Origin of the sequence: Microbacterium arabinogalactanolyticum (genome assembly GCF_030268005.1) — a bacterium.
GTDB classification, from domain to species: Bacteria; Actinomycetota; Actinomycetes; order Actinomycetales; family Microbacteriaceae; genus Microbacterium; species Microbacterium arabinogalactanolyticum.
In genome coordinates this window covers 371,428-395,007 of record NZ_BRZC01000007.1, presented here as the reverse complement: position 1 = coordinate 395,007, position 23,580 = coordinate 371,428, and the positions used below count along the sequence as shown (strand labels likewise).

Below are 23,580 nucleotides of genomic sequence, written 5' to 3'. Positions count from 1 at the left end.
GCGCACATCATGCACCTTCACCCTGCGGCCCCAGAAGGGCCGGAGCATCCGCGGATGACGGCGAGGACGCCGCATCCCATTCCGAGGAACCCGTCGCATGAACGCCTTCGCCGCACCCGTCGCCGACTCCGCCGCAGACCTCCGCACGCTCGCCGCGATCGAGCAGCGCGTGCTGTGGCTGTCGACGTCGATGATCCACCACGCCAACCGCGTCCGTCCCAACCCGTCCGGACTCAAGGTGGGAGGACACCAGGCGTCCAGCGCGTCCATCGCGACGATCATGACGGCGCTGTGGTTCGACCAGCTCCAGCCCGAGGATCGCGTGTCGGTGAAGCCGCACGCCTCGCCGGTGCTGCACGGCATCCACTATCTGCTCGGAGAGCTCGACGACCACCACATGGGCTCGCTGCGCGAGTTCGGCGGCATCCAGAGCTATCCGAGCCGGTCGAAGGACCCCGACACCGTCGACTACTCCACCGGCTCCGTGGGGATCGGCGCCACCGCGCCCATCTGGGGCGCGATCGCCCGCCGCTATGCGGCCACGATCTCGGGGGCGTCGGCGCAGGGGAGACAGTACTCGCTGGTCGGGGATGCCGAACTCGATGAGGGTGCGGTCTGGGAGGCGGTGCTCGACCCTCATGTGTCCGACCTGGGCGAGATCGTCTGGATCGTCGACCTGAACCGGCAATCGCTCGACCGGGTGGTGCCGAACATCGCCGCAGGCAGGCTTGAGCGGATGTTCAGCGCCGCGGGATGGCAGGTCATCACCGTGCCGTTCGGGCAGCGACTCGAAGCGCTCTTGTCTCATCCGGGAGGCGCCGAGCTCCGACGGCGGATCCTCGACATGCCCAACGCGGAGTACCAGCGGCTGCTGCGCTGCCCGGCGGCGGAGCTGCGCCATCGCCTGCCCGGGGCCGAGGCGTCGGCTTCCGCCATCCGGGCTCTGCTCGAGACCGTGGACGACGACGAACTCGTCGCCACGATCCGCAATCTGGGCGGGCACGACCTGGCGACGCTGCGCGAGGCGTTCGCGCAGATCGACGATGCGCGCCCGACGGTGATCATCGCGTACACGATCAAGGGGAACGGGCTGCCCACGGCCGGGCATCCGCAGAACCACTCCTCGCTGCTCACGCACGAGCAGTATGCGCAGCTCGCGCAGGAGGTCGGGATGGACCCGTCCGCCCCGTGGCAGCGATTCGAGCCCGACTCGCCGGAGGGACGGGCGTGCGCTGCCACCGCGCGGCGACTGACCCGCGATCCCGTTCCGGCGGCGGTCATCCCGGCCGTGCCGGCCGACTTCGGTCGTACGCCGAGCGGCAGCGGCACCACGCAGGCGGCGCTCGGTCGCGTGCTGCTCGATCTCACCAGATCGGCGCCCGAGGTGGCGCGCCGGGTCGTCACCGCGAGTCCGGACGTGAGCACCAGCACGAACCTCGCGGGCTGGCTGAACAAGGTCGGCGTCTGGTCGACGGACGACCGGCAGGACTGGTTCGAGGACGACCCCGAGACGATCATGCACTGGCGTGAGCGGCTGAGCGGCCAGCACATCGAACTCGGGATCGCCGAGGTCAACCTGGTCAGCCTGATCGGCGAGCTGGGGGCGACGTGGAGCCGCTGGGGGCAGCCGCTGTATCCCATCGGGGTGCTCTACGATCCGTTCGTCGAGCGTGCGCTCGAGCCGTGGTCATATGGCATGTACGCCGGCGGGCAGTCGATCCTGATCGGCACGCCGTCGGGCGTCTCCCTGGCGGCGGAAGGCGGCGCGCACCAGTCGATCAAGACGCCGTCGATCGGCATCGAGCAGCCCGACCTGCTCAGCTACGAACCCGCCTTCGTCCAGGAGGTGGAGTGGTCGCTGCTGGCGGCGATGTCGCAGATGGCCCGGCCGGGTGGGCGCTCCGCGTACCTGCGTCTGTCGACCAAGCCCGTGGACCAGGGCCTGGCTGCGATCCCCGCCGACCCGGCGGCTCGCGAGCGCCGACGCCGTCAGGTCGTCGCGGGGGCCTATCGGCTGCGCACGGCGGATGCGCCGGTGGCGACGCTGGTCGCGATGGGCGTGATGGTCCCGGATGCCCTGCGCGCCGCCGATCGTCTTGCCGCGCTCGGCAGGCAGGTCGACGTGATCGTGGTCACCAGCCCCGGCCTTCTGTTCGATGCAGTGCAGGCGCGCGGCGGGCAGGGGAGTGCGGACACGTGGATCCTCGATCAGGTGCTGCCCGCGGAGCGCGCCGTGCCGATGGTGACGGTGCTGGACGGGCATCCGCATGCGCTGGCGTTCCTCGCCGGCATCCAAGGGGTCCCCGCCCGCCATCTCGGCGTCAGCAGGTTCGGCCAGGCCGGCGACCTCGCCGACGTCTACCGCTACCACGGCATCGACGAGGACAGCATGGTGCGGGCCGTGCTCGATCTCGCCGAGTAGGCGGGTGCCGCGCGACCGCGCCCGCTCTCAGACCGCGGCGACCGCGGTGGCGCCTGCGACGAACGCGGCCACGGCGTCGAGATCCTTCTCGAAGCGCCCGTCTCCGAGCGGACGGTTCGTCAGCGTGAGCGAGTCCACGCCCCACGGATGCACGGCCGCGATCGACTCGGCGACGTTCGCCGCTGAGAGGCCCCCTGCCAGGATCACCGGGATATCCACGCTCGCGACGATCTCCGCGCTGCGCGACCAGTCGTGCGTCACGCCCGCGGCGCCCACGCCCTGCACATCGGTGGTGTACGAGTCCAGGATCAGGTAGTCGGCGACCTGCGCGTACTCCCTGGCCATCGCGATGTCGTCCTCGGCACCCACCGCTATCGCCTGCATGATCTCCATGCCGGCGGGCAGCATTCCGCGCAGCTCCCGTACGTCATCCGGCGTGACGGCGCCGATCTCACCGCACAGATGCAGGATGTCGGGACGCACCGCCGCCGCCATGCGCGCGATCTCGGCCAGTTCGGTCTCGACGCTGAGCGCCACGGAACGTGCGCGTCCGCGCAGTGCTGCCACCGCCTCGGCAGCGACGGCCTCGCTGATCTGGCCCGGCAGTCCGACGGTCGTCGGCGTGAGACCGACGTGGTCGACCCCCCGCTCTGCGAGCGCGACCGCTTCATCGGCGGACTGCGCCGTGTAGATCTGGACGATCATCGTGTACGACTCCTCTGTGAGGTGGGATCGAGAGTCAGAACGAGCTCTCGACGATGGATTGGCCCGCGCGCTGATCCCTGCTCAGCACATCGGCGAGATGACGGTGGCTGTAGGCGACGCAGAGGGCGTCCAGAAGGGCGAGCTGGCAGAGACGGGCCGCGAGGGGCTCGTTCCTGGTCTCGTGCGACACGCTCTGCAGCACCACGTCGGCGACCTTGGCGAGGTGGGATTCGCGGTTTCCGGTGACGGCGAGCACCTTCGCCCCCGCGCGCCTGGCGCCCTCGGCCATGCTGACCACCGACCGCGTCTCGCCGGAGTACGAGATCGCGACGACGAGATCGCCGGGGTCGAGCAGCGCGGCGTGGATGTTCTGCACCTGTGAGTCCTGGGGGGCGTCGCAGCTGATGCCGAGTCGCCGGCAGCGCTGATAGAACGACTGGCCGACGACGCCCGACGTGCCGACGCCGCCGACGAGCACGCTGCGCGACGTCTCGAGCAGTTCGAGGGCGGCGGTGAAGTCGTCCTGCGCGATGACGTCCGCGGTGTCCTGCAGCGAGAGGGCGGCGTGCGCGAACACCTTCCGCGCGATGGTCATCGGGTCGTCCCCGTCCGCGACATCGTCATGGATGAGCTGCATCGGCGTCGCGAGGTCCCGGGCGAGCGCGAGCTTCAGGTCGGTGTAGCCCGCGAACCCGGCATTGCGGCACATCCGCAGCACGGTGGTGTCGCTCACCTCGCATGCCTTCGCGACGTCGATCATCGACGCCTCGAGCAGGTGCTCGGGCCGGGTGAGGATCCAGTCGGCGACGCGGCGCTCGGTGGTGGAAAGGCCGGGAAGGGCTGCGCGCAGGAGCGTCATCGCTCCGGCTCTCTCATGGGATGCCATGCGTCCTATCCTCGCTTCCGATCTGGCCGGCGGATCGTAATGTGGTGCTACCACATCCAACTCGATGAGTATATTGTGATACCACGTTTCCCGACAGTGTCGTCAGAAGGAGTCCTCATGAACCGTCACCTCCGCAAGGCCGCCGCGGCGGCGCTTGCCGTCGGCGCGCTGGTCGCGTTGTCCGGTTGCGTGGGCAGTGGATCGGCCCCCGCCGCGGGAGGCGGCGCCGACAGCCTGACCATCTGGCACGCCTATGCCGGGCAGGCCGACAAGGTCGAGTTCATGAAGTGGGCGATGGACGGCTTCAAGAAGGAGCACCCGGAGGCGAAGATCAAGGAGGTCTCCGCCGAGCAGTCGTCGTACAAGACCAAGCTGCAGACCGCGATGTCCACGGGCGATGCGCCCGACGTCTTCTACACCCTGCCGGGCGGGTTCCTCGACGCCTTCGTCAAGAGCGGTCAGGTCGCCGACCTCGACGACGCTCTCGCCAAGGACGGCTGGGGCGACAGCTTCATCCCTGCCGCGATGGACTCGGTCACCTTCGACGACTCCACCTACGCGGTGCCGATCGACATCGACGCCGCCGTCGTCTGGTACAACAAGGCGCTCTTCGAGAAGAAGGGGTGGACGACGCCGAAGACGTGGGATGAGTTCGTGCAGCTCAGCGAGAAGATCGCGGCCGACGGCATCGTCCCCGTCGCGCTCGGCAACAAGGACAGCTGGCCGGCGACCTTCTGGTTCCAGTACGGGCAGATGCGCACCGAGGGCAGCGGTCTGGTCACCGACTTCCTGAACGGCGACGGCAAGATCGCGCTCGACGCGAAGGGCGCCGAGCCGCTGCAGACGCTCGCGCAGAAGAAGCTCCTGCCGACCGGGGCGAACGGCATGTCCGATCAGGAGGCGAACCTGCTGTTCCTGAACGGGCAGGCGGCCATGGTGCTCAACGGAACGTGGCAGATCGGCATGTCCGCCGATGCGCCGGCAGGCTTCGAGCTCGGGTACTTCCCGTTCCCGACCGTCGCGGGCGGCAAGGGCGACCAGACCGACACCCTCGCGGGCGTCGCCGCCGCCTTCGCGATCTCCGAGAAGGCGAAGGACAAGAAGCTGGCCACCGAGTTCCTGCAGTACATGACGAGCCCCGACGTGATGAAGAAGTACGTCGAGCTGCGCAAGACCATGGTGACGCTGAAGGGCGCGACCACGCCGGATGTCGCGGGCCCCGTGCTCTCGGGCATCGTGTCCGACATCATCGAGCCGGCAGGACACCTCGATCCGTTCTACGACACCGCTCTGCCTCCGAAGGCCACGACCGTCTACTACTCGACGCTTCAGGGGCTGATCGAGGGCTCGGTCGACGCCCAGCAGGCCGTCGACGCGATCAACGAAGCGATCAGCGCGGGGAAGTGAGCGGGTGCCCAGCGAGATCCGGTCCGAGAGGGCGCTCATGACGAGCGCTCTCCCGGAGCGCGCCCGGCGCGGTGGGCTGCATCGCGCCAAACGCCGTGAGTCGCTGATCGCCCTGCTGTTCCTCGTCCCCGCCCTGGCGTTCCTGGCGATCTTCGTCGCCTACCCCCTCGCCAACGCGGGCATGCTGTCGTTCTTCAAGTGGGACGGCTTCTCACCACGGGAGTGGGTCGGAATCGACAACTTCGTCAGGCTCGCGGCGGACGGGGTGTTCTGGTCGTCGCTCAGGAACAACGTGCTCATCGCGGTCGCGGCGATCGTGTTCCAGGTCGGGCTCGGCATGGTGATCGCGTACTGGCTGGTGCGGGTCATCCCGCGGTTCAAACGCGCCGCGATGTTCCTCTACGTCATCCCGGTCGTGATCAGCGAGATCTGCATCGGCCTGCTGTGGCAGTTCGTCTACAACCCCTACTTCGGCCTGCTCAACGGGTTCCTGCGCCTCATCGGCCTGGGCGACCTCGCGAAGGGATGGCTCGGCGACAAGACCCTCGCGATGCCCGCCGTGCTCGTGGTCATGAACCTCACCTACCTGGGCCTCTACATCCTGCTGTTCGTCGCCGCGTTCCAGGACGTCGACGAGTCGGTGTACGAGGCCGCGTCCCTGGACGGCGCGGGTCACTTCCGCACCTTCTTCGGCATCAGCGCGCCGATGATCGCCTCGAACGTGCAGGCGACCGTGCTGCTCGCGGTGGTCACCTCCTTCAAGACCTTCTCCCTCGTCTTCGTGATGACGAGGGGCGGGCCGAGCAACGCGACGGACGTCATCTCGACGTACCTGTTCAAGACCGGCTTCGGCAACTTCGAGGCCGGCTATGCGTCGGCGATCGGCATCGCGCAGCTGCTGATCACGGTGATCGTCGGCGTGTTCGTGCTCACCGCCACGCGGCCCCGCCGGCCCAAGACGATCAAGGAGGTCGCACGATGAGCCAGGCGACCATGGCCGTCACCATGCCCGACGAGACGCTCACGCCGCGTCGGCAGCGCAGACGCGAGCGCGAGCAGCTGCCGCGCACCAGGCTCAGCGCGGGCGTCGTCACCGTCATCGCGCTGCTGGGCGTGCATCTGGTCGTGGTGCTGTTCCCGTTCGTCTGGATGATCTACAGCTCGTTCAAGACGAACCAGCAGTTCCAGCAGTCGGTCTGGTCGCTGCCGTCCAGCCTGCAGTGGGACAACTACGCCACGGCGCTCGCCGACGGGTCCCTCGCCCTGTACGCCGGGAACTCGCTCATCGTCACGCTCGTCTCCGTGCTCATCACGGTCGCGATCGCCACGGCGGCCGGGTACGCCTTCGTGGTCTACCGCACGCGCTGGATGCCGCTCGTCGAGATCGTGATGCTCGTCGCGATGGCGATCCCGGCCTACATCGCCCTCGTGCCGCTGGTGGCGATCATCCGCGAGATGGGGATGCTGGACACGCTCCCCGGGGTGATCCTGCCGACCGTGGCGTTCAACCTGCCGATCTCGGTGCTGATCATGCGCGGGTTCTTCGCCACTGTTCCGCGCGACCTGATCGAGGCGGCGCGCATCGACGGGGCATCCGAGCTGTCCACCTTCGCGCGGGTGATGGTGCCGATCGCGAAGCCGGCCATGTTCACCACCGCGATCGTCAACGTCATCTGGGTGTGGAACGACTTCCTCTTCCCGCTCGTCATCCTCAACAGCCCCGAGCGCAAGACCCTGCCGCTCGGACTCACCGACTTCGTCGGGGAGCGCACCACGAACTACCCGGTGCTGCTCGCCGCGATCCTCCTCGCCGCCCTCGGCTCGTTCCTGGTGTACCTGGTGTTCCAGCGCCACGTCATCGGCGGGCTGACCAGCGGCGCGCTCAAGCAGTGATCTGACGGCAATCGCCGCATCAGCACTCGAACAGAAAGGACCTTCCGTGGACAACCCGCAGGAACTGAGCCTCGCCAGCCGTGCCGTGTTCTACTCGCCCGAGGAGAGCACGCAGTCGATCAGCTACCCGATCTTCATGTCGGCCAACTACCAGTACGACGGCGACGCGTACGACCAGGTGGTCGAGGGCGCCCGGCGCAGCGTGAACATCTACAGCCGCTGCGGCAACCCCAACGAGTACAAGCTCGACGACCAGATGGCGCTGATCTCCGGTGCGACGGACGCGCTGGCGGTGGCGTCCGGGATGGCCGCGGTGTCACACGCCGTGCTCGGCCTGCTGCGGGTGGGGGATCACATCGTCGTGGACCTGACCACGTACAGCTCCACGCACGAGTTCTTCGACCACCGCATCCAGGACTTCGGCATCGAGGTGACCTTCGTGGACTCCGCCGATGTGGAGGCGGTGCGCGCGGCGATCCGCCCCGAGACCAAGGCCGTCTACGTCGAGACCATCGCGAACCCGACCATGAAGGTGGCCCCTCTCCGGGCGATCACCGAGATCGCGCACGAGCGCGGCATCGTCGTGATCTGCGACAACACCTTCGCCAGCCCGATCGTCTGCCGTCCGCACGAGCACGGCGTCGACATCGTGATCGAGAGTGCCACGAAGTTCATCGGCGGGCACAACGACGCCGTCGGCGGCATCATCAGCATCAACTCCGAGATCCTTCCCGCCGACTGGCTGGAGAAGATCCGCTGGAACACGCTGACCAAGCTCGGTGGTGCCCTGTCGCCGTTCAACGCCTGGCTGCTGCTGCGCGGCATCCAGACCCTCCCGCTGCGCGTCGAGCGGATGACCGAGAACGCCGGCTGCCTCGTGGAGTGGCTGGAGGCGCACCCCAAGGTGCGGCGCGTCTACTACCCGGGTCATCCGTCGCACCCGCAGTACGACGCGGCACGGGAGCAGCTCGACTCTCCCGGCGCCATGCTGGCGTTCAGCGTCGCCAGCGAGGAGGAGGCGGCGCAGGTGTGCAAGAGCCTGAAGCTCGCCTCGTTCGCGGCCAGCCTCGGCGGCGTGCGCACGGTGACGCAGCTGCCGGCGACCATGGCCTTCCTCGACATCCCCGAGGAGGAGCGTCAGCAGATGGGCGTCACCCAGGGCATGATCCGCGTGTCGGCGGGCATTGAGAAGATCGACGACCTCATCGCCGACTTCGCACAGGCACTGGGAGACTGACGACGTGCAGCACAGGGATGGCGGGGCGCCGGACGTGGAGGTCGTGCTTCTGGGCGACCTCAATGTCGACCTGCACCTCGACATCCCGGTCTATCCGGGGCCGGGTGGCGACGGCGTCGCCACCCGGCAGCGGATGGGCTTCGGCGGGTCGGCCGCGAACACCGCGGTGATGCTGTCGAGGCTCGGCATCCGCTCGGCGATGATCGCCTGCGTCGGCGACGACGCCTGGGGCGCGCAGGCGATCGCCGGACTGGCGGCGGAAGGCGTGGATGCGGCCCTCGTGCGGCGCTGCACCACCGAGCCCACCTCCCTGAACGTGATCACGGTCACCCCGGACGGCGAGCGGACGATGTTCGCGTACCGCGGGGCGAGCGCCGAGCTCGGACCGGAGGCGGTGCCGGCGGATCTCCGCGGCGCGAGGCACCTGCACATCTCGGGCTACGCCCTGCTCGCCGATCCGCAGCGCTCCGCCGCGATCGCGGCCGCGCAGCACGCCCGTCGCGCGGGGATGACGGTGTCGCTGGACGTGCCCGTCGACCCGGTGAACGCGGTGCCGGAGGTGCTGCTGGGCTTCCTCGCTTCGGTCGACGTCGTGATCGTCGGAGCAGGCGACGCGCGCCGGCTCACAGCGGAGCCCGATGACGAGCGGGCGGCGGATGCGTTGGCGAGCCGCGGCCCGGCGACCGTGGCGCTGACCGGCGGTGCGGCCGGATCCCTGCTCCGTACCGACGCGGGGTTCGTGCGCGCGCCGGTGCCTGAGGTGAAGACCGTCGACACGACGGGGGCGGGCGACTCGTTCGGTGCCGGCATCATCTTCGGAGTGGTGCGCGGCATGCAGGATCCGATGCGGATCGCCGCGCTCGCGAACGCGTGCGGGGCCGCGGCGGTCGGCGTTCCCGGCGCCGGCGCGGGGCTCCCCGGCATCGACGGCATCCTCGCCGCCGTGGCAGGGCTGCCGTCGGATCTGAGCGCGGAGCTGATCCCGGTCATCGCCCCAAGGTAGCGTCCGTCACGGGGTGTCCTCAGCCCGTGCGGCCTAGAATCTCCTGGTGCCCACCCCCAAGATCGTGCTGTTCTACGCGTTCGCGCCGCTCGCCGACCCGGATGCCATCCGGCTGTGGCAGCGCGACCTCGGCGAGGCGCTGCACCTGCGCGGCCGCATCATCATCTCGAAGGACGGAATCAACGGCACCCTCGGCGGTGATCTTCCCGCGCTGAAGAAGTGGGTGCGCCGGTTCCGCGACCACGCGGCGTTCAAGGACGCCGACATCAAGTGGAGCGAGGGCACCGGGATCGACGCGGACGGCTTCAGCATCGACTTCCCGAAGCTCAGCGTCAAGGTGCGGGAGGAGATCGTCTCGTTCGGGGCTCCCGGCGAGCTGCGGGTCGACGAGCACGGCGTGGTCGGCGGCGGCGAGCGGCTGACCCCGGCTCAGCTGCACGAGCTGATGGACGAGCGCGGCGACGAGGTGGTCTTCTTCGACGGGCGCAACGCGCTCGAGGCGGAGATCGGCCGGTTCCGGAACGCGATCGTGCCGGACACCGAGACCACCCGCGACTTCGTGCGCCTGCTGGACTCGGGGGAGTACGACGATCTGAAGGGCAAGCCGGTCGTCACCTACTGCACCGGCGGGATCCGCTGCGAGGTGCTCTCCAGCCTGATGGTGTCGCGCGGCTTCGGAGAGGTGTACCAGCTCGAGGGCGGCATCGTCCGCTACGGCGAGGCCTACGGCGACGACGGCCTGTGGGAGGGCTCGCTGTACGTGTTCGACAAGCGCGGCTCGGTCGACTTCTCCGACCACGCCGCCGTCATCGGCGAATGCGTCGGATGCGGGGCATCCACCAGCCGGACGGCGAACTGCCCGGACGCATCCTGCCGACGGCAGTTCGTGGTGTGCGCGGGCTGCGGGGCCGTGCCCTGCACCGAGCACGCCGCCGCAGTGCCGCTCAGCGCCTCCGCGTGAACAGCGAGGCCGGCAGCAGCCTGGCCAGCACGCGCTGACGAGAGTCCACGCTCGTAGCCAGCTGCGCGATCACGATCTTCAGCGGGTTCGCCAGGTTCCCGGCATCCGGCCTCGACTGCGCGTAGCTGGTGTGCTCGACCGCCCGCACCAGCGGCGCGAGGGCTGCGGGGTCCACCCCGCGGGTCATGGCGAGCACGTCGGCGCGCACGCGCGCGGTCTGCGCCTCGGGTGCTGCCAGCCCCAGATCCACGAGCGTGTCGCTCAGCTCCCGCCAGGCGGCCATCGCATCCCCGCCCCGCGCACGCCCCACGCGCGCGGCGCGACGCAGCTCGCGCACCAGCATCGGCAGCAGCAGCACGATCAGGATGCCGAACACGGTCAGCGTCACCGGGGTCGGATCCAGCCGCTGCAGGGGGACCGCGCCGGTTCCGCCGGGATCGCGCTCCTCGGCCGGACCGCCGGTCGGGGTGGGGGTCGCGCTGGAGGAGGGCCCGGCGCTCGGCTGCGGCGCATCCGGTCCCTCGCCATTGCTGCCACCTGCCGACTCGGATGCGAAGTCGGTCGGCACGCCCAACGTGGCGGTCGGCTCGAAGGGCACCCAGCCGATCCCTTCGAAGTGCACCTCCGGCCAGGAGTGCAGCTGGTCGCTCGAGACCGAGTAGACGACGTCGTCGCCGCGCTTCTCATCGGTCGTCGTGCCGGGCAGGTAACCGACGACGATCCGCACCGGCATCCCGAGCGACGAGGCCATCAGCGCGAAGGCGCCGGCGAAGTGGATGCAGTAGCCGGTGCGCTTCTCGAGGAAGGTCGCCACCGCATCCGCTCCTGTGCCGTCGAAGCCCTCGGTCACGGGAGCCTCGAGCGAGTAGGTGAAGTCGGTGCGGAACCAGTCCTGGAGGGCGATCAGCCGGTCGTAGTCGGTGTCGGCGTTCGCGGTGACCTGATGGGCGAGCTGCGAGATGACCGGCGGGAGGTCGGCGGGGAGCTCAGCCATCGGGCCGGTCGCGGAGGATGCGCGGATCTGCTCCAGCGTCGGCGCGGCGGTCGCGACCTGCACGGTGTAGTCGGCGCCGGCGGCGTCCTGCGTGCGGCTGACGACGGTGCGGTTCCCGGGCATCGCCGACCAGCCGCTGCCGACATCGGTCACCCGCTGCGGAGCGTACGGCACGGGCAGACGGTCGCTGGAGACGCCGGTGACCCGGATGGAGACGGTGGTGTCGACCGTCTTGATCGGGTCCGCCCAGTCGCGCTCGCCGAATCCGTTGCTGAGCGGCACCCGGTCGCCGCTGTCCGGTCGCCACACGTCGCCGTCGAAGCGGGACAGCGTCGCCATGCGCAGGTACGGCGGCAGCGGGGCCGAGGTCACCAGGGTCAGCGCCTCGATGCCCTCCGGGCGGCGCAGATCCTCGCCGAGCCGCAGGTCGGCGTTGACGGTCAGCATCGGTCCGGTGCCGGGAAGAGCGGATGCCACCGGCAGGACCGGCGCGAGCACCAGCGCGAGCACCACCGCGACGACCCCGGCCGAGGTGGCCACGGAATAGGAGACGCCCTGCGGCGCGCGCCGGTCGTGGCTGGCACCGAACCGCAGCAGCAGCAGGATGACGATGGCCTGCATCAGGAACCAGGCGATGTTCACGGCGCCGAAGGAGATCAGCATCGGCATGACGCCGACCACCGAGGTGAACAGCACGGCGAGCATCACCTGCCGGTGGGCGATCAGCTGGTCGAGCAGGATCACGACCACCGCGAAGGCGAGGCCCAGCAGGGTCGCCATCGGCATGGATGCCGCGATCGGGGCGACGCCGTTCATGATCTCGTCGACGCTCTGCTGCAGCCGCAGTCCGATCAGGCGCACGGACTGATCGGTGGGGATGATGCCCAGCAGCGCGGTCTCGCCGGCCAGCATGGTGGTGAGTGCCGCGACCGCCGCGATCACCTGCGCGATCAGCACCACGACGGCGCGGATGCCGGTGCGCACACGCGCGGCCGCGAGGCGCATGAGGATGCCGGTCAGCACGATCACGACGATCAGCACTCCGAGCACGAATGTCCACACGCCGGGCAGCACGGCGCCCGTGTACGACCACAGTGAGACGAAGGCGGCCAGCGCCGTCAGGGCGCCGGCGCCGGCCGGGCTGACCGGTCGACGCTCGGATGCGCCTTCGCGGGCACGGTCAGACATGCGACACCGTCGAGAAGGGGAGCACGGATGCCCAGGTGTCGGCGAGGTCCACGGCGGAGGACGGCAGCTGGGCCGGGCGCCAGCCGTGCTCGCGCACGGTGGCAATCGCGTCATCCGAGGCCTCCGCCGCGAACAGCAGCGGGGAGGCCGCGCCGGCGGTGCTGAGCTTCTCGGCGTCCTCGTCCGGAAGGTGCCCGGTGATCAGTACCAGCGGGCCGGGGGGAGTGCTGCCCACCACCGACCGCAGATCGTGCGATTCGCCGCGCGGGGCGACCATCGCGAGGGCGATCATGAGATCGTCGCGGTCCTCCTCGTGGCCGCGCAGCGCCCCGAGTGCGTTGCCGGAGCTGTCGACCACGTCGACGCTGTAGCCGTCCTGTGCCAGGCGCAGGGCGACGGAGGCGCACAGGGTGACCGCGCTCTCGAACAGCGGATCGGGCTCCTCGCCTGGTCGGTCCCAGCGGTCGGCTGCGCGGTCGAGCACGACCATGGCATCCGGGCTGGCCTCTTCCTCTTCCTGCCGCACCATCAGGGATCCGCGGTGCGCGGTGGCCCGCCAGTGGATGCGGCGACGCGAGTCGCCTGCGGCGTAGGGGCGGGGGATGAGGTTGTCGGCGCCCTGCCCGATCCGCGTGGAGCGGGTCTGGGCGGTGCCGCCGGCCGCTCCCACCTTGGTGGGCAGCGGGTCGAGCGCGACTGTCTGCGGGATGACGGTGATGGTGCGCGTGTCGCCGAAGGCCTGCTCGCGCTGGGCGAGACCGAACGGGTCGGTGGTGCGCAGCATCAGCGGGCCGAGCGTGGAGATGCCGCGGCGGACGCCTTCCAGGTCGTAGCGCAGGGCGTCCTGGGGGTAGGCGCCGGTCGCCTCGCCGCGCACGGCGGACGGGAGCGTGTCGTGCCAGATGCCATTGGGAACGCCGAAGGCCCACAGGTCGAAGCGCACCTGCACCCGGGAGGTCTCGCCGACCGCGAGCAGGTCGGTGGAGATCTGCCGGCGCACCTCGCCTCGCCGCCGCGGCACCCGCACGATCATCAGGCAGATCAGCGGCAGCGCCAGGAGCAGCACGCCGAGGTAGAGCAGCGGACGCGCCGAGACGATGTTGGCCGCGAGCATCAGCAGAACGCCGGAGAGGAGGCATCCCCACCCCCGGCCGGTCAGCGGACGGCGCTTCATGGGGATCAGCGGCGGGTGCCGGCGAAGGGCACGGGCACGCGGGAGATGATCTGGGTCAGCGCGGCCTCGACCGGCTGGGTGCCGGCGCGGTGCACGCCGCGCGCGGCGAGCAGGCGGTGGGCGAAGACCGGGATCACGAGGTCGGCGATGTCGTCGGGCACGACGAACTCGCGTCCGTCGAGCGCGGCGCGCACCTTCGCCGCGCGGACCAGCTGCAGCGTCGCGCGGGGGCTCGCGCCCAGGTGCAGGCTCGGGTCCTGGCGGGTGGCCTGGGCGAGCGCAACGGCGTACTCCTCGAGGGATTCGGCGACGTGCACCCGTCGCGTCCAGGCGATCAGGGCGCCGATGGTGGCGGCATCCGTCACCGGCGTGATCGCGGCGAGCGGGTTGGAGGTCTCGCGCTGGCGCAGCATCTGCGTCTCGGCGGCGGCATCCGGGTACCCCATCGAGATGCGCATCATGAACCGGTCGCGCTGAGCTTCGGGCAGCGGATACGTGCCCTCCATCTCGAGCGGGTTCTGCGTCGCGACGACGAGGAAGGGCGCGGGCAGGTGATGGGTGGAGCCGTCGACCGTGACCTGGCCCTCCTCCATGGCCTCCAGCAGTGCGGACTGGGTCTTGGGCGAGGCGCGGTTGATCTCGTCGGCGATCACGATGTTGGCGAACACGGCGCCGCGCTTGAACTCGAACTCGCGCGCCACCGGGTCGTACACCGCCACGCCGGTCACGTCGCCGGGGAGCAGATCGGGGGTGAACTGGATGCGGCGGACGGTGGCGTCCACGCTGGCGGCGAGGGCGCGCGCGAGCATGGTCTTGCCGACGCCCGGGACGTCCTCGATGAGCAGGTGCCCCTCGGCGAACAGGCAGGTCAGCGCGCTGCGCACGGCTTCGGGCTTGCCGTCGATGACGGAGGACACCGAGGCGATGATCTGCGAGGTGTGCTCGGCGAACCGCTCGGCGGTGATCTCAGGCGTGATCTGGGCGGTGCTCTGCTCGGTCATCTGCTCTGGCATGCGGTGGCTCCCTGCGCGACGGTGCGAACTCTGATCGTAACGCGGGGAGGTGAACGGGGGGAGCGTTCAGCCCCACAGCGTGGTGCGCGGCACCTCGTCCAACCGGGCGGGCTGCGCGCGGGCGGCGCGGAGGGTCACCAGACCCGCCTCGCCCTGCAGCTCGATGAGCTCACACGGACCGAGGACCTGCGTCCACAGGTCGCGGAAGCGCTCGGCATCCGCTCGTCGCCGGGCGATCTGCGTCGGGACCGGAAGGAACACCGGAGAGCGGCGACCGGGGAGACGCAGCAGGAAGCGCGGCGTGCGCACCGGGCCGAACAGCTCCTGCACGGCATCCGCCAGCATCCGCCTCGTCCGGGCCGGACCCTGGAAGGCCAGCCGCAGACGTGACGAGCCGTCGAGAAGGCGCTGCAGTTCGACCTCGATGGCTCCCTCCGGCAGCGGCGGGACGCGGCCAGCATCCTGCAGCGCCTGACCGACCGTTTGCGCGGCCGCGCGATATGTCTGCGCGGGATCGCGCCGCTGCCGCACCGCTTTCGTGATCGCGCCCAGCCGAAGGCTCGCGGGGAAGAGCGCGCCGAGGGCGGCGCCGATCCCGAACGCGAGCGGCGGATCCCAGCCCAGGAAGCCGCTGCCCATGCCGACCACGCCACCGCCGGTCAGCGCGCTGAACAGCAGTGAGGGCGTCGCGCCCGCAGCCACCGCGGGCAGGGTCTGCACCAGCTCGGAGCGACGGATGCTGCGCACGGCCACCACGTCGCGCTCCCTGGCCTCGTACGGCTCGCCGACGCGCCAGTCGGACAGCGTCTGCGCTCGCGACCGCATCCCGGCCCGGACGGCCTCGTTCAGTTGCGCGATCGAGGCGGTCGCGTCCTTCGCCACGATGCGATCGAGAAGCGCCTGCGCGGGCGCATCGAGCGCGGCGCCGAGACCTGTGATCACGCGGGCGTGGTCGTCGGCGCTCAGCCCCCAGAGGTGATCGTGGCGGCGGCGCAGCCGGGTCAGTTCGGCGACGTCATCCAGCTCCACATGCGGTGGGATGAGGCAGACGACCGACCAGTTGTGAGCGACCTTTTCGGGCCACGCCGGATCCAGTCGCAGCGTGCGACCGCGCAGCTGCTGCGTGCCGACGCTCGTCGCCACGCTGGTCAGATCGATCAGCGTGTTCACGGCGGGGCAGTCCCAGCCCTCACCGAGCAGCCCGCGCGTGCCCACCAGCAGCCGCACGCTGCCGTCGGTCACGAGCTGCGACACGGCGGCGACCAGCCGCCCGCCGCCGAAGCCCGGCACGCGCAGCACCCGGGTGGGGCCGAATCCGTCCTCGATCTCGACCGCGGTGTCGAGCATCGGGCTCAGCGCGCTCGCGATGCGCTCGGCATCCGCGGCGGTCGTGCACAGGTGCTGAGCCGTGAGCAGCACCGGCGTGAGCGCGGCGGTCTCCGGCTCGGATGCCAGCAGGTCGAACACACGCAGGGCGCCGGGCGCGGCATCCCCGGTGAGGCCGCGATTGTCGCCGGCCTCCACGACATCCGTGACGACCACCGCGCGGATGCGCCCGCCGTCGGGGGAGCGCAGCTCGTCCCGCAGGATGTCGACCGCGGCGTGATCCTTCCCCACCGAGGTCGACAGCGTGGCCTCGAGCGGGTTGCGTCCCCGGCGGATGCCGCGATCCGTCAGATGCAGCCCGAAGTCGGCCAGCGCGCCTTTCACGTAGCGCCACTGGTCGCGTGCGGCGGGGTCGGGCAGCAGCCGCGCGAGGGCGAAGCGGGACAGCACCAGCAGCAGATCGTCGGTGCTCGCCCGGCCGAAGAGCTGCGGATCGAGAAGCGCTGCGAGCGGATGCTCGGGCGCGATCGCCCGCAGCACGGCGCCGCAGGTGCGGGTTAGGGGGAAGTCGTCGCTGAGGGCACGGTCGATCCCACGGCGGGCGATCTCCTCGGGCGGGAGCGGATGCTGATCGGCATCCACCTCCGCATCCTGCACAGGAGCGGCCGGTTGCAGCTGTGCCTCGAGGTAGGCGATGCCGTCGGGGGAGGCGAGCACCTGCGCCATGAGCTCGTGCAGCTGCGCCTCGCTCCGGCGGATGAAGTGCGCCTCCTGCGGGACCGGCTCGGTGAAGCGCACGTACGAGCGGTACGGCGCGAGGTGCCCCTCCTTCACGACCGCCGGGGTCGGCACCTCGTAGTCGACATCGCCGAGCAGGCCGGTGTAGTTCTCGAACCCGGTGCCGTCGTCGGGGGAGGGCAGCGTCGCCGTCAGGCCGATGAGCAGGCCGCTCCCGCCGCGCTCGCGGATCCGCGCCCGCAGGTAGGCGACGACGATCGCCCAGTGATCCAGAAGATGGTGGCACTCGTCGAGCACGATCGTGTCGACGCCGGCGTCGACGATGCGCTCGATCAGGGCGAGCGCGTTCGGATGCAGTACCCGGGCGAGAAGGTCGGGCCGCGCCTGCGCGAAGCGGCGGCGGAGCGAGGCGGCGCGCTTGCGGATGCCGCGCAGATACTGCGCCCGGTTGTCGATCGCGATCGTGGCGAGCCAGGTCGCGGCATCCGCCTCGGTGCGGCCCGCCGCGGCCAGCTCGTCAGCCCACTGCGCCCGGGCGAGGTCGTCGAAGGGGGAGCTGTCGCCCGTGACGCTCAGCAGCTGATAAGTCAGCACCGTGAGGTCGGCGAGCACCGTGGGGTCGTCTCCGACGCGGGCCTCGTCCGTTGTGAGGGAGCGTGCCGTGCGCACCCACTGCTCTCGGATCGTGACCGTCGGGGCGAGCACGAGTGCGCGACGCTGCTCGCGCACCGCCAGCAGAAGGCCGAGCAGTGTCTTGCCGGATCCGGGCGGTGCGACGATGTGCATCGCGGCGTCCGCCGGGGAAGCCGGTATCTGCGCCAGCACCTCGGACTGGTAGGAGCGCAGCTCGCCGTCGTACCGCCAGTCGGCGAGCGGTCCGGGCTGCGGTGTCATCGTGATCGAGCGTAGCGGGGGAGTCTCCGGTCATTGAGCGAGCGGAGCGCGGACCGGCGGTCAAGGGCGCCCCTCCGGTCGGGTAGACTCGTGGACGGCTCTCCGCGTGACGGCATCCAGGCCAATTCCCCCAGGACGGAAACGTAGCAAGGGTAACCGGGCTCTGTCGGGTGCGCGGAGGGTCTTTTCTTTTGCCCTGATGCCCGTGCACCGTGCCGCGCAGAAGCCCGTTGTCAGAGGCGCTCGAGCGCAGTCGTTGCCGGTTCAGCGCCGGCTCGCCGCTTCCACGAGGATGTCCGTGAGAAGGGCCGCCTGAGCTCCGTCCTCGTCGAGGTCAGGATCGAACACGGTCAACTCCATGCCGATCGCTCCGGGCAACGCGAGAAGGCCTGCGAGCAGGTCGATGAGCTGATCTGGGCTGAGTCCGCCGGGCTCGGGGGAGTCGACGGCCGGCAGGACGGACGGGTCGAGGATGTCGGCATCCACGTGGATCCAGAACCCGTCGAGCTCGTCCCTGACGAGGACGTCGCGCGCAGCATCCGCCGGCCCGTCCACCCCCGAGACGAGAGCGATATCGCTTTCGGTGAAGTCCGCGAAGATCTGGGGATCACGAACACCGATGGCGACGATGTCCTCTTCCCGGAAATACGGGCGCAGGCCGTCGATGTCGGTCAGGTAGTCCTCGCCTCGCCCGATGACGAGTGCCAGTTCTTCTCCAGCCGCCGCGCCGACGTGCGGTGAGTTGCCGAGGTGCCGGAAGTCGTCGTGAGCGTCGATGAAGGCCAGACCGAAACGTCCTCTCCGGCGCAGCGCCAGAGCAGGGCCGAGCAGGATCGAGCAGTCGCCTCCGAGCACGACCGGCAGTTCGCCGGCATCCAGTATTCCGCCGATGCGCGAGGCGAGTCTGCCCGCGTAGGTCGCGATGGCTCTGCCGTTGCGCACGCCGGCACCCGGCGACCACGTCGAGACGTAGCGCGGCGGGACCACGGCACCGGCATCGTTCGCGCCGAGGCGAGGGAGCAGCCCGGCGTCGCGCAATGCCCACGGCGCCTTGTAGCACCCCGGGGCGACGCCGTCCGCGGGCGGTCGCAGGCCGAGGTTGGACGGCGCATCGAGCAGTGCGATCCTCTTGTCACGAGTCAACGGGCCCATGAGCGTGATGCTACGGGCGGGGACGGACACACGCGTCGGCGTGCGCGCTCAGTCCACTCCCCAGCGCACCTGCGAGGATCGTCGTGTGACAGCAACCGCTCCTCCCGTCGCGCGCTCGCCGAAGGCGACGCGCTTCCTCGCGCCGATCGGCCTGCTCGCGCTGATGTGGGCGATCCAGCTCGCGGATGCCGTGCTGCCTGGCACCTTCGTCGGCTGGGGGCTGCGGTCATGGGATCTCGGCAGCCTGCAGGGCCTCGTGCTGGGTCCGCTGCTGCACGCGAGCTGGACACACCTGATCGGCAACTCGGTGCCGTTCCTCATCCTCGGATGCCTCGTCGCCGTCGAGGGCGCGAGGCGGTTCTGGCTGGTGACGGCGGTGGTCGCACTGGTCGGAGGCGCCGGGACCTGGCTGCTCAACGCACCGGGGACGCTCACTGTCGGAGCATCCGTGCTGGTGTTCGGCTACTTCGGGTACGTCGTGCTGCGCGTCATCGCGCCGGGGCGCCTCGCGCACCGCATCGCCTACGCGGGCATCGCGGTGATCGTCATCGTGCTCTACGGCACCACGGTGCTGACCGGCATCTTCGGGGCGGGCCCCGGCGTCTCCTGGCAGGCGCACCTGTTCGGTGCGATCGGCGGCGGGCTGGTGGCCTTCATCGGCAGGCGGAGGGACCCGGCCGCGTGAGTCAGCGCCGATCCCGCGCCACCGTGCTGCGCCGCCGCGCTCGTCGTCGCCGGGAGAGGAAGCGGATGCTGCGGATCGGAGCGATCACGATCTCCGTCGCTCTGGCTCTCTCCGCCGTGTTCGTGGGGGTGGGGCTGCTCACTGCTCCGCGGGGCGAGCGGTACTGCGCAGAGCGGCCTCAGACGTTCCCCGATCAGGGCGTGGCCGGGTGGAGCGGCGACCAGCTCATGAACGCGGCGATCATCGTGAGCACCGCGCGAACTCTGGGCTTCGGGCGTGACGGCCAGGTGCTGGGCGTCATGGCGGCGATGGGGGAGAGCTCGCTGCACAACATCGGCTACGGCGACTGGGAGACCTCGGGCGTCAGGAACCCCGACGGCAGCCGCACGTCCAGCATCGGGCTGTTCCAGCAGCAGAAGTGGTGGGGTAGCGATGAGGAGCGGATGGATCCTGCCACCGCCGCGACGAAGTTCTACGTGCGTCTGGGGAAGATCGCGGGCTGGCAGCAGCTGCCGCCTTCGCACGCCATCCACCGGGTGCAGATCAACGCCGACCAGGAGCACTACGCGCGCTTCCAGGACGACGCGACGGCGGTGGTGGATGCCCTGTCGGGGCCGTGTCCTGGGTGAAGCTTCGCGATCCTGGACGGAACACCTCGTTCCTCGTCAGAAAGGCGATCCGGCGTCCTCCAGCGTCAGGGGCGTATCTGTCCAGATGCTCCGAAGCGAGTCGGTCGGGACGAACATGACGCGTGGCCGTTCGACGTCGCGGTGGGTGCGGCCGTCGGGGTCGGTCCACTGCACGGTCCGGTCAGGGGCCTGGCGTGCGGTCCAGCGGGCGAAGTCGGGGAGGTCCGGATGCTTGAGCGTGTGGTGGGTCTTGCAGAAGTGGGCAAGATTGTCGATCGACGTCGAACCGCCGAGTGCCCAGTCCTCGTTGTGATCCCGCTCGCATCGGTGGATGGGCTGGCGGCAGCCGGGGAAGCGGCAGTGCTGGTCCCTCGCGCGCAGGAACCTGACCATCGGTTCGGTCGGCGTGTAGGTGTCGGTCTGGGTGACGAACCCCTCCGAGTCGAGGAACAGCCGGGTCCATCCCTTCGTGCTGCCGGCGAGGGCTCGAGCGACCTCAGGGCGGATCGGCCCGTGCCCGTCCAACTCGCCGGGCCGGTCATCCTGACCGATCAGGGTCGTGGCGGAGACGGTGACCTGGATGGTCGCCCGGATGCCGTCGAGCCCCGCGCCGTGCGCCTCTGACGGGTCGCTGGCCAGCAGAAGGTCGGTGAGCAGGTCGGCGCGCAGCTGATCGAACGTCCGGAGTTCGTCTGGGAGGCGGGTGATGCAGGGGCTGTCCGGATCGAACTGCGGGTCCGTCCAGCGACCCAGGTCCGGTTCAGGTGGCGGCCCGCCGGGATCGGGATCGTCGTCGTCAGGCCAGAAGCCATCCGCGTCGAGATGGCGGGCGATCAGCTCCTGGAAGGTGGCTTCGATATCGGCATCCGCATCGCTGCAGGAGGAGCCCGCGGGTGCAGCATCGGCGCCGTGGACCGCGGGGCCGTCGCTCGCGGGGCAGTCGCTCGCGGGGCAGTCGGCCTCTGCGAGGGCCGAGTCTGGAGCCTGCTCCTCATGTGCCTGCGTGCCATCCGCCTCCTCAGCTTCGGCCGCGGCTGCCTCTGACTCTGCGGCGGCGATGCGGGCGATCTCCTCGAACAGGGCCTGCTCCGAATGCTCGGCACTGGCCCATTCGGCTTCCCAAGCCGCCCACTGAGCCTCGGTCGGCTCCTCAGCCGGCAGGTTGCGGTCTTCGGGATGCCCGCACAGGTGCTCGGCCATCTTCGTGAGCCGGTCGTAGATCGCGACGGCGAGATGCTCGGGAAGCACGGCCTGCAGCAGTGCGAGGCCGTCGCCGACGGAACGGACGGTGACGGTCCGTTCGGAGAACGCCTTCTGCTGCTGCTCGGTGACGGTCAGCCCGGCCAGCGCTGCGGCGACCTGCCGAGCATGCGCTCTGGTGCGCGCCGCGGTGTCGCGTTCGGCGACTTCCAGGCAGGCCTGCTCGTACAGCGCGAGCGTGTCAGGGGTGATCTGGCCGGTGTCGATCGCCTCACGCACCGGCTGCGATTCGCGGATGATCTCGCGCACATGCGACGGCGTGACTCTCCCGTCGGCGAACGCGGCGCGCACGGCAGGGAACTGGCGCAGCATCCGCGCATCGGTGAACGCGAACTCCATCGACCCCTTCGACATGTGTCCGGTGGCCGCGTACTGCGCCAGCATCGATCTCTCGATGGATCGCGCGTGCACGGGCTCGACCTGGAGCTCCTGCTCGAACAGCTCCCACCGATCCGCGAGGATCTCCGCGGCCTCGGCCTGCAGGCGGGCGATCTCATGCTGCTTCGACACCCACGCATCCAGCAGCGCGACCCGCTGCCGGTGGAGTGCATCGAAGTCCTGGATCATGCTTACAGTGTAGTACATATGTTCGAAGGATGGAAGAGAGATCCTGAACTGCTTTTCGGAGTTGAACTGGGGCTTTCCGGTCTTCAGTGTCGATGGGATGCTCGGCGCAGCGCGAGTGCTGGAAGGCGCCGGTAGCAGGGGCCCTCGCTAGGCTGAAGGCATGTCGCCGGCAGCCGCAGTCATCACCGTCTCGGACCGCTCCGCCCGCGGTGAGCGCGCGGACGCATCCGGGCCCATCGGCGTCGCGGCGCTCCGCGCCGCCGGCTTCGACTGCGACGACGCGATCATCATCCCGGACGACGCCGATGAGGTCGAGCGCGCACTGAGCGAGACGCTGCAGCGCGGCATCCGCCTGATCGTCACCACCGGCGGCACCGGCATCGGCCCGCGTGACCGCACCCCCGAGGGAACCGCCCGCGTGCTCGACCGCGAGCTGCCGGGCATCGCCGAGGAGCTGCGCCGCCGAGGCGCCGCCGAGAAGCCTGCGGCCCTGCTCTCCCGCGGACTCGCGGGCGTCGCCGGGAACGCACTCATCGTCAACCTCCCCGGTTCGACCGCAGCCGTCACCGACGGCATCCGACTCGTGCTCGAGATCGCGCACCACGCGCTCGGGCAGCTCGAAGGGGAGGACCATCGATGACCATCCGCCTCGCGCAGATCAGCACCGAGCCGCTCGACATCGACGCCCACCGTGCCGCCGTCGACGACCCTCGCATGGGCGCCGAGATCACCTTCGTCGGCCGCGTCCGCGACAATGACGAGGACGCCGCCACCCCGGTCGTCGCACTGGAGTACTCGGCCCACCCGGATGCCGAGAAGACCCTGCGCACGCTGATCGCCGACGCCGTCGGCGAGACGGACGCCATCGTCGCTGCCAGCCACCGCATCGGGCGCCTGGAGGTCGGCGAGGCCGCCGTCGTCGTGTCGGTCGCATCGGGCCACCGCGGCGTCGCGTACGACGTGTCCCGCGCGCTGATCGAGGCCATCAAGCACAGCCTGCCCATCTGGAAGCGGCAGATCGAAGCCGACGGCGCCACCGTCTGGAAGGGGCTCGGCGGCTGACCCTTCGTCTCGCTGCGCTCGCTCAGGGACCGGGGCATGCGCGCTCGCTCAGGGACCGGGGTGTGCGCGCGCTCAGGGACCGGGGTGGGTTGCGGTTCCTGAGCGACGAGCACCAGCGAGGAGACGAAGGGCGCTCAGGAGACGCGGGGCTCAGCCGCCGGCGAACGGCGGCAGCACGTCGACCACCGTATCGTCGGTCAGCGTCCACGAGTCGTCCACTCGCGCGCCGTCGACCAGCACCGAGCAGCGCGGCAGGATCTCCGCGAGAGCCGGGTGATCGTCGCGCAGGCTTGCAGTCAGCGCGGCGAGAGTCGCGGCATCCACGGTCAGCTCGGAGCTGCCGACTGCCTCTTCGGCCGCGGCGAAGAACCGCACCCGTGCCAC

At 70.2% G+C, this 23,580-nt stretch carries 20 protein-coding genes and 1 other RNA gene; 12 read left to right on the top strand and 9 right to left on the bottom strand.

Annotation, left to right across the window (positions count from 1 at the left end):
* Positions 1-97 precede the first annotated feature (97 nt).
* Entirely contained in the window at positions 98-2,422 is a 2,325-nt protein-coding gene (locus MIAR_RS13375) for a transketolase-like TK C-terminal-containing protein (RefSeq protein ID WP_285636829.1), read from the top strand.
* Between the two features lie 27 nt (positions 2,423-2,449).
* Here the strand turns inward: MIAR_RS13375 and MIAR_RS13370 are convergent, their stop codons facing one another.
* Positions 2,450-3,127, bottom strand: a complete 678-nt coding sequence (locus MIAR_RS13370) for a phosphoribosylanthranilate isomerase (RefSeq protein ID WP_285636827.1) — start codon at positions 3,125-3,127, stop codon at positions 2,450-2,452.
* 34 nt (positions 3,128-3,161) lie between these two features.
* Positions 3,162-4,013 (bottom strand): MurR/RpiR family transcriptional regulator, encoded by an 852-nt coding sequence (locus tag MIAR_RS13365; RefSeq protein ID WP_285636825.1) that lies wholly within the window; start codon positions 4,011-4,013, stop codon positions 3,162-3,164.
* A 117-nt stretch (positions 4,014-4,130) separates the two neighbouring features.
* Between MIAR_RS13365 and MIAR_RS13360 the strand changes: the two genes are divergently transcribed.
* From MIAR_RS13360 to trhO, 6 genes are read left to right on the top strand one after another with little or no spacing between them, the layout of a single operon-like run.
* A complete protein-coding gene (locus MIAR_RS13360; RefSeq protein WP_285636823.1) occupies positions 4,131-5,420 on the top strand; it encodes an ABC transporter substrate-binding protein in 1,290 nt (429 codons plus the stop codon).
* A 37-nt stretch (positions 5,421-5,457) separates the two neighbouring features.
* Positions 5,458-6,402 (top strand): carbohydrate ABC transporter permease, encoded by a 945-nt coding sequence (locus tag MIAR_RS13355; RefSeq protein WP_285636820.1) that lies wholly within the window; start codon positions 5,458-5,460, stop codon positions 6,400-6,402.
* On the top strand, positions 6,399-7,313 hold the full coding sequence (locus MIAR_RS13350) for a carbohydrate ABC transporter permease (RefSeq protein ID WP_285636817.1): 915 nt from the start codon (positions 6,399-6,401) through the stop codon (positions 7,311-7,313). Before MIAR_RS13355 ends, MIAR_RS13350 begins: the two co-directional genes overlap by 4 nt.
* Before the next feature lie 46 nt (positions 7,314-7,359).
* The gene (locus MIAR_RS13345; protein WP_285636814.1) at positions 7,360-8,550 is read left to right on the top strand and encodes a trans-sulfuration enzyme family protein; all 1,191 of its coding nucleotides are present in this window, start codon (positions 7,360-7,362) and stop codon (positions 8,548-8,550) included.
* 4 nt (positions 8,551-8,554) lie between these two features.
* Positions 8,555-9,553, top strand: coding sequence for a carbohydrate kinase family protein (locus tag MIAR_RS13340; protein ID WP_285636811.1), 999 nt, complete (start codon positions 8,555-8,557; stop codon positions 9,551-9,553).
* A 46-nt stretch (positions 9,554-9,599) separates the two neighbouring features.
* The gene (trhO, locus tag MIAR_RS13335; RefSeq protein WP_285636808.1) at positions 9,600-10,514 is read left to right on the top strand and encodes an oxygen-dependent tRNA uridine(34) hydroxylase TrhO; all 915 of its coding nucleotides are present in this window, start codon (positions 9,600-9,602) and stop codon (positions 10,512-10,514) included.
* Here the strand turns inward: trhO and MIAR_RS13330 are convergent.
* The 4 genes from MIAR_RS13330 to MIAR_RS13315 all read right to left on the bottom strand — a co-directional run bounded on the left by MIAR_RS13330 (position 10,498) and on the right by MIAR_RS13315 (position 17,841).
* Complete coding sequence (locus MIAR_RS13330) at positions 10,498-12,696, bottom strand: transglutaminase TgpA family protein (RefSeq protein WP_285636805.1); 2,199 nt, start codon at positions 12,694-12,696, stop codon at positions 10,498-10,500. The two genes, trhO and MIAR_RS13330, sit on opposite strands and share 17 nt — an antisense overlap.
* On the bottom strand, positions 12,689-13,870 hold the full coding sequence (locus tag MIAR_RS13325) for a DUF58 domain-containing protein (RefSeq protein WP_285636802.1): 1,182 nt from the start codon (positions 13,868-13,870) through the stop codon (positions 12,689-12,691). The genes MIAR_RS13330 and MIAR_RS13325 overlap by 8 nt, the downstream gene beginning before the upstream one ends.
* A 5-nt stretch (positions 13,871-13,875) precedes the next feature.
* Positions 13,876-14,883, bottom strand: a complete 1,008-nt coding sequence (locus tag MIAR_RS13320) for an AAA family ATPase (RefSeq protein ID WP_285636799.1) — start codon at positions 14,881-14,883, stop codon at positions 13,876-13,878.
* A gap of 66 nt (positions 14,884-14,949) precedes the next feature.
* Positions 14,950-17,841: a DEAD/DEAH box helicase family protein gene (locus MIAR_RS13315; protein WP_285636796.1), complete on the bottom strand. Its 2,892-nt coding sequence runs from the start codon at positions 17,839-17,841 to the stop codon at positions 14,950-14,952.
* A 93-nt stretch (positions 17,842-17,934) separates the two neighbouring features.
* Here MIAR_RS13315 and ffs point away from each other — a divergent pair.
* An RNA gene (gene ffs, locus MIAR_RS13310) (signal recognition particle sRNA small type) lies at positions 17,935-18,031 on the top strand.
* 74 nt (positions 18,032-18,105) lie between these two features.
* On the opposite strand, the gene MIAR_RS13305 is transcribed toward ffs, so the two are convergent.
* Complete coding sequence (locus MIAR_RS13305) at positions 18,106-18,993, bottom strand: arginase family protein (RefSeq protein WP_285636793.1); 888 nt, start codon at positions 18,991-18,993, stop codon at positions 18,106-18,108.
* Between the two features lie 85 nt (positions 18,994-19,078).
* Between MIAR_RS13305 and MIAR_RS13300 the strand changes: the two genes are divergently transcribed.
* Together MIAR_RS13300 and MIAR_RS13295 are read left to right on the top strand one after the other, a co-directional pair.
* The gene (locus tag MIAR_RS13300; RefSeq protein ID WP_285636790.1) at positions 19,079-19,678 is read left to right on the top strand and encodes a rhomboid family intramembrane serine protease; all 600 of its coding nucleotides are present in this window, start codon (positions 19,079-19,081) and stop codon (positions 19,676-19,678) included.
* Positions 19,675-20,307 carry a hypothetical protein gene (locus tag MIAR_RS13295; RefSeq protein ID WP_285636787.1) on the top strand — a complete coding sequence of 211 codons (633 nt, stop codon included), beginning with the start codon at positions 19,675-19,677 and terminating at the stop codon, positions 20,305-20,307. Before MIAR_RS13300 ends, MIAR_RS13295 begins: the two co-directional genes overlap by 4 nt.
* A gap of 36 nt (positions 20,308-20,343) precedes the next feature.
* On the opposite strand, the gene MIAR_RS13290 is transcribed toward MIAR_RS13295, so the two are convergent.
* The gene (locus tag MIAR_RS13290) at positions 20,344-22,134 is read right to left on the bottom strand and encodes an HNH endonuclease signature motif containing protein (RefSeq protein ID WP_285636784.1); all 1,791 of its coding nucleotides are present in this window, start codon (positions 22,132-22,134) and stop codon (positions 20,344-20,346) included.
* Positions 22,135-22,294: 160 nt separating this feature from the next.
* Here MIAR_RS13290 and MIAR_RS13285 point away from each other — a divergent pair, with 160 nt between their 5' ends.
* Positions 22,295-22,774 carry a MogA/MoaB family molybdenum cofactor biosynthesis protein gene (locus tag MIAR_RS13285; RefSeq protein WP_285636781.1) on the top strand — a complete coding sequence of 160 codons (480 nt, stop codon included), beginning with the start codon at positions 22,295-22,297 and terminating at the stop codon, positions 22,772-22,774.
* Positions 22,771-23,196: a molybdenum cofactor biosynthesis protein MoaE gene (locus MIAR_RS13280; protein WP_285636778.1), complete on the top strand. Its 426-nt coding sequence runs from the start codon at positions 22,771-22,773 to the stop codon at positions 23,194-23,196. The genes MIAR_RS13285 and MIAR_RS13280 overlap by 4 nt, the downstream gene beginning before the upstream one ends.
* Positions 23,197-23,346: 150 nt before the next feature.
* Here the strand turns inward: MIAR_RS13280 and MIAR_RS13275 are convergent, their stop codons facing one another.
* Positions 23,347-23,580, bottom strand: a complete 234-nt coding sequence (locus MIAR_RS13275; protein WP_285636775.1) for a MoaD/ThiS family protein — start codon at positions 23,578-23,580, stop codon at positions 23,347-23,349.

What these genes read in the sequence shown, in the direction of transcription:
- MIAR_RS13375 (WP_285636829.1), top strand. Translation starts at nt 98, where the DNA reads ATGAACGCCTTCGCCGCACCCGTCGCCGACTCCGCCGCAGACCTCCGC.
- MIAR_RS13370 (WP_285636827.1), bottom strand. Translation starts at nt 3,127, where the DNA reads ATGATCGTCCAGATCTACACGGCGCAGTCCGCCGATGAAGCGGTCGCG.
- MIAR_RS13365 (WP_285636825.1), bottom strand. Translation starts at nt 4,013, where the DNA reads ATGGCATCCCATGAGAGAGCCGGAGCGATGACGCTCCTGCGCGCAGCC.
- MIAR_RS13360 (WP_285636823.1), top strand. Translation starts at nt 4,131, where the DNA reads ATGAACCGTCACCTCCGCAAGGCCGCCGCGGCGGCGCTTGCCGTCGGC.
- MIAR_RS13355 (WP_285636820.1), top strand. Translation starts at nt 5,458, where the DNA reads ATGACGAGCGCTCTCCCGGAGCGCGCCCGGCGCGGTGGGCTGCATCGC.
- MIAR_RS13350 (WP_285636817.1), top strand. Translation starts at nt 6,399, where the DNA reads ATGAGCCAGGCGACCATGGCCGTCACCATGCCCGACGAGACGCTCACG.
- MIAR_RS13330 (WP_285636805.1), bottom strand. Translation starts at nt 12,696, where the DNA reads ATGTCTGACCGTGCCCGCGAAGGCGCATCCGAGCGTCGACCGGTCAGC.
- MIAR_RS13325 (WP_285636802.1), bottom strand. Translation starts at nt 13,870, where the DNA reads ATGAAGCGCCGTCCGCTGACCGGCCGGGGGTGGGGATGCCTCCTCTCC.
- MIAR_RS13320 (WP_285636799.1), bottom strand. Translation starts at nt 14,883, where the DNA reads ATGCCAGAGCAGATGACCGAGCAGAGCACCGCCCAGATCACGCCTGAG.
- MIAR_RS13315 (WP_285636796.1), bottom strand. Translation starts at nt 17,841, where the DNA reads ATGACACCGCAGCCCGGACCGCTCGCCGACTGGCGGTACGACGGCGAG.
- MIAR_RS13305 (WP_285636793.1), bottom strand. Translation starts at nt 18,993, where the DNA reads ATGGGCCCGTTGACTCGTGACAAGAGGATCGCACTGCTCGATGCGCCG.
- MIAR_RS13290 (WP_285636784.1), bottom strand. Translation starts at nt 22,134, where the DNA reads ATGATCCAGGACTTCGATGCACTCCACCGGCAGCGGGTCGCGCTGCTG.
- MIAR_RS13285 (WP_285636781.1), top strand. Translation starts at nt 22,295, where the DNA reads ATGTCGCCGGCAGCCGCAGTCATCACCGTCTCGGACCGCTCCGCCCGC.
- MIAR_RS13280 (WP_285636778.1), top strand. Translation starts at nt 22,771, where the DNA reads ATGACCATCCGCCTCGCGCAGATCAGCACCGAGCCGCTCGACATCGAC.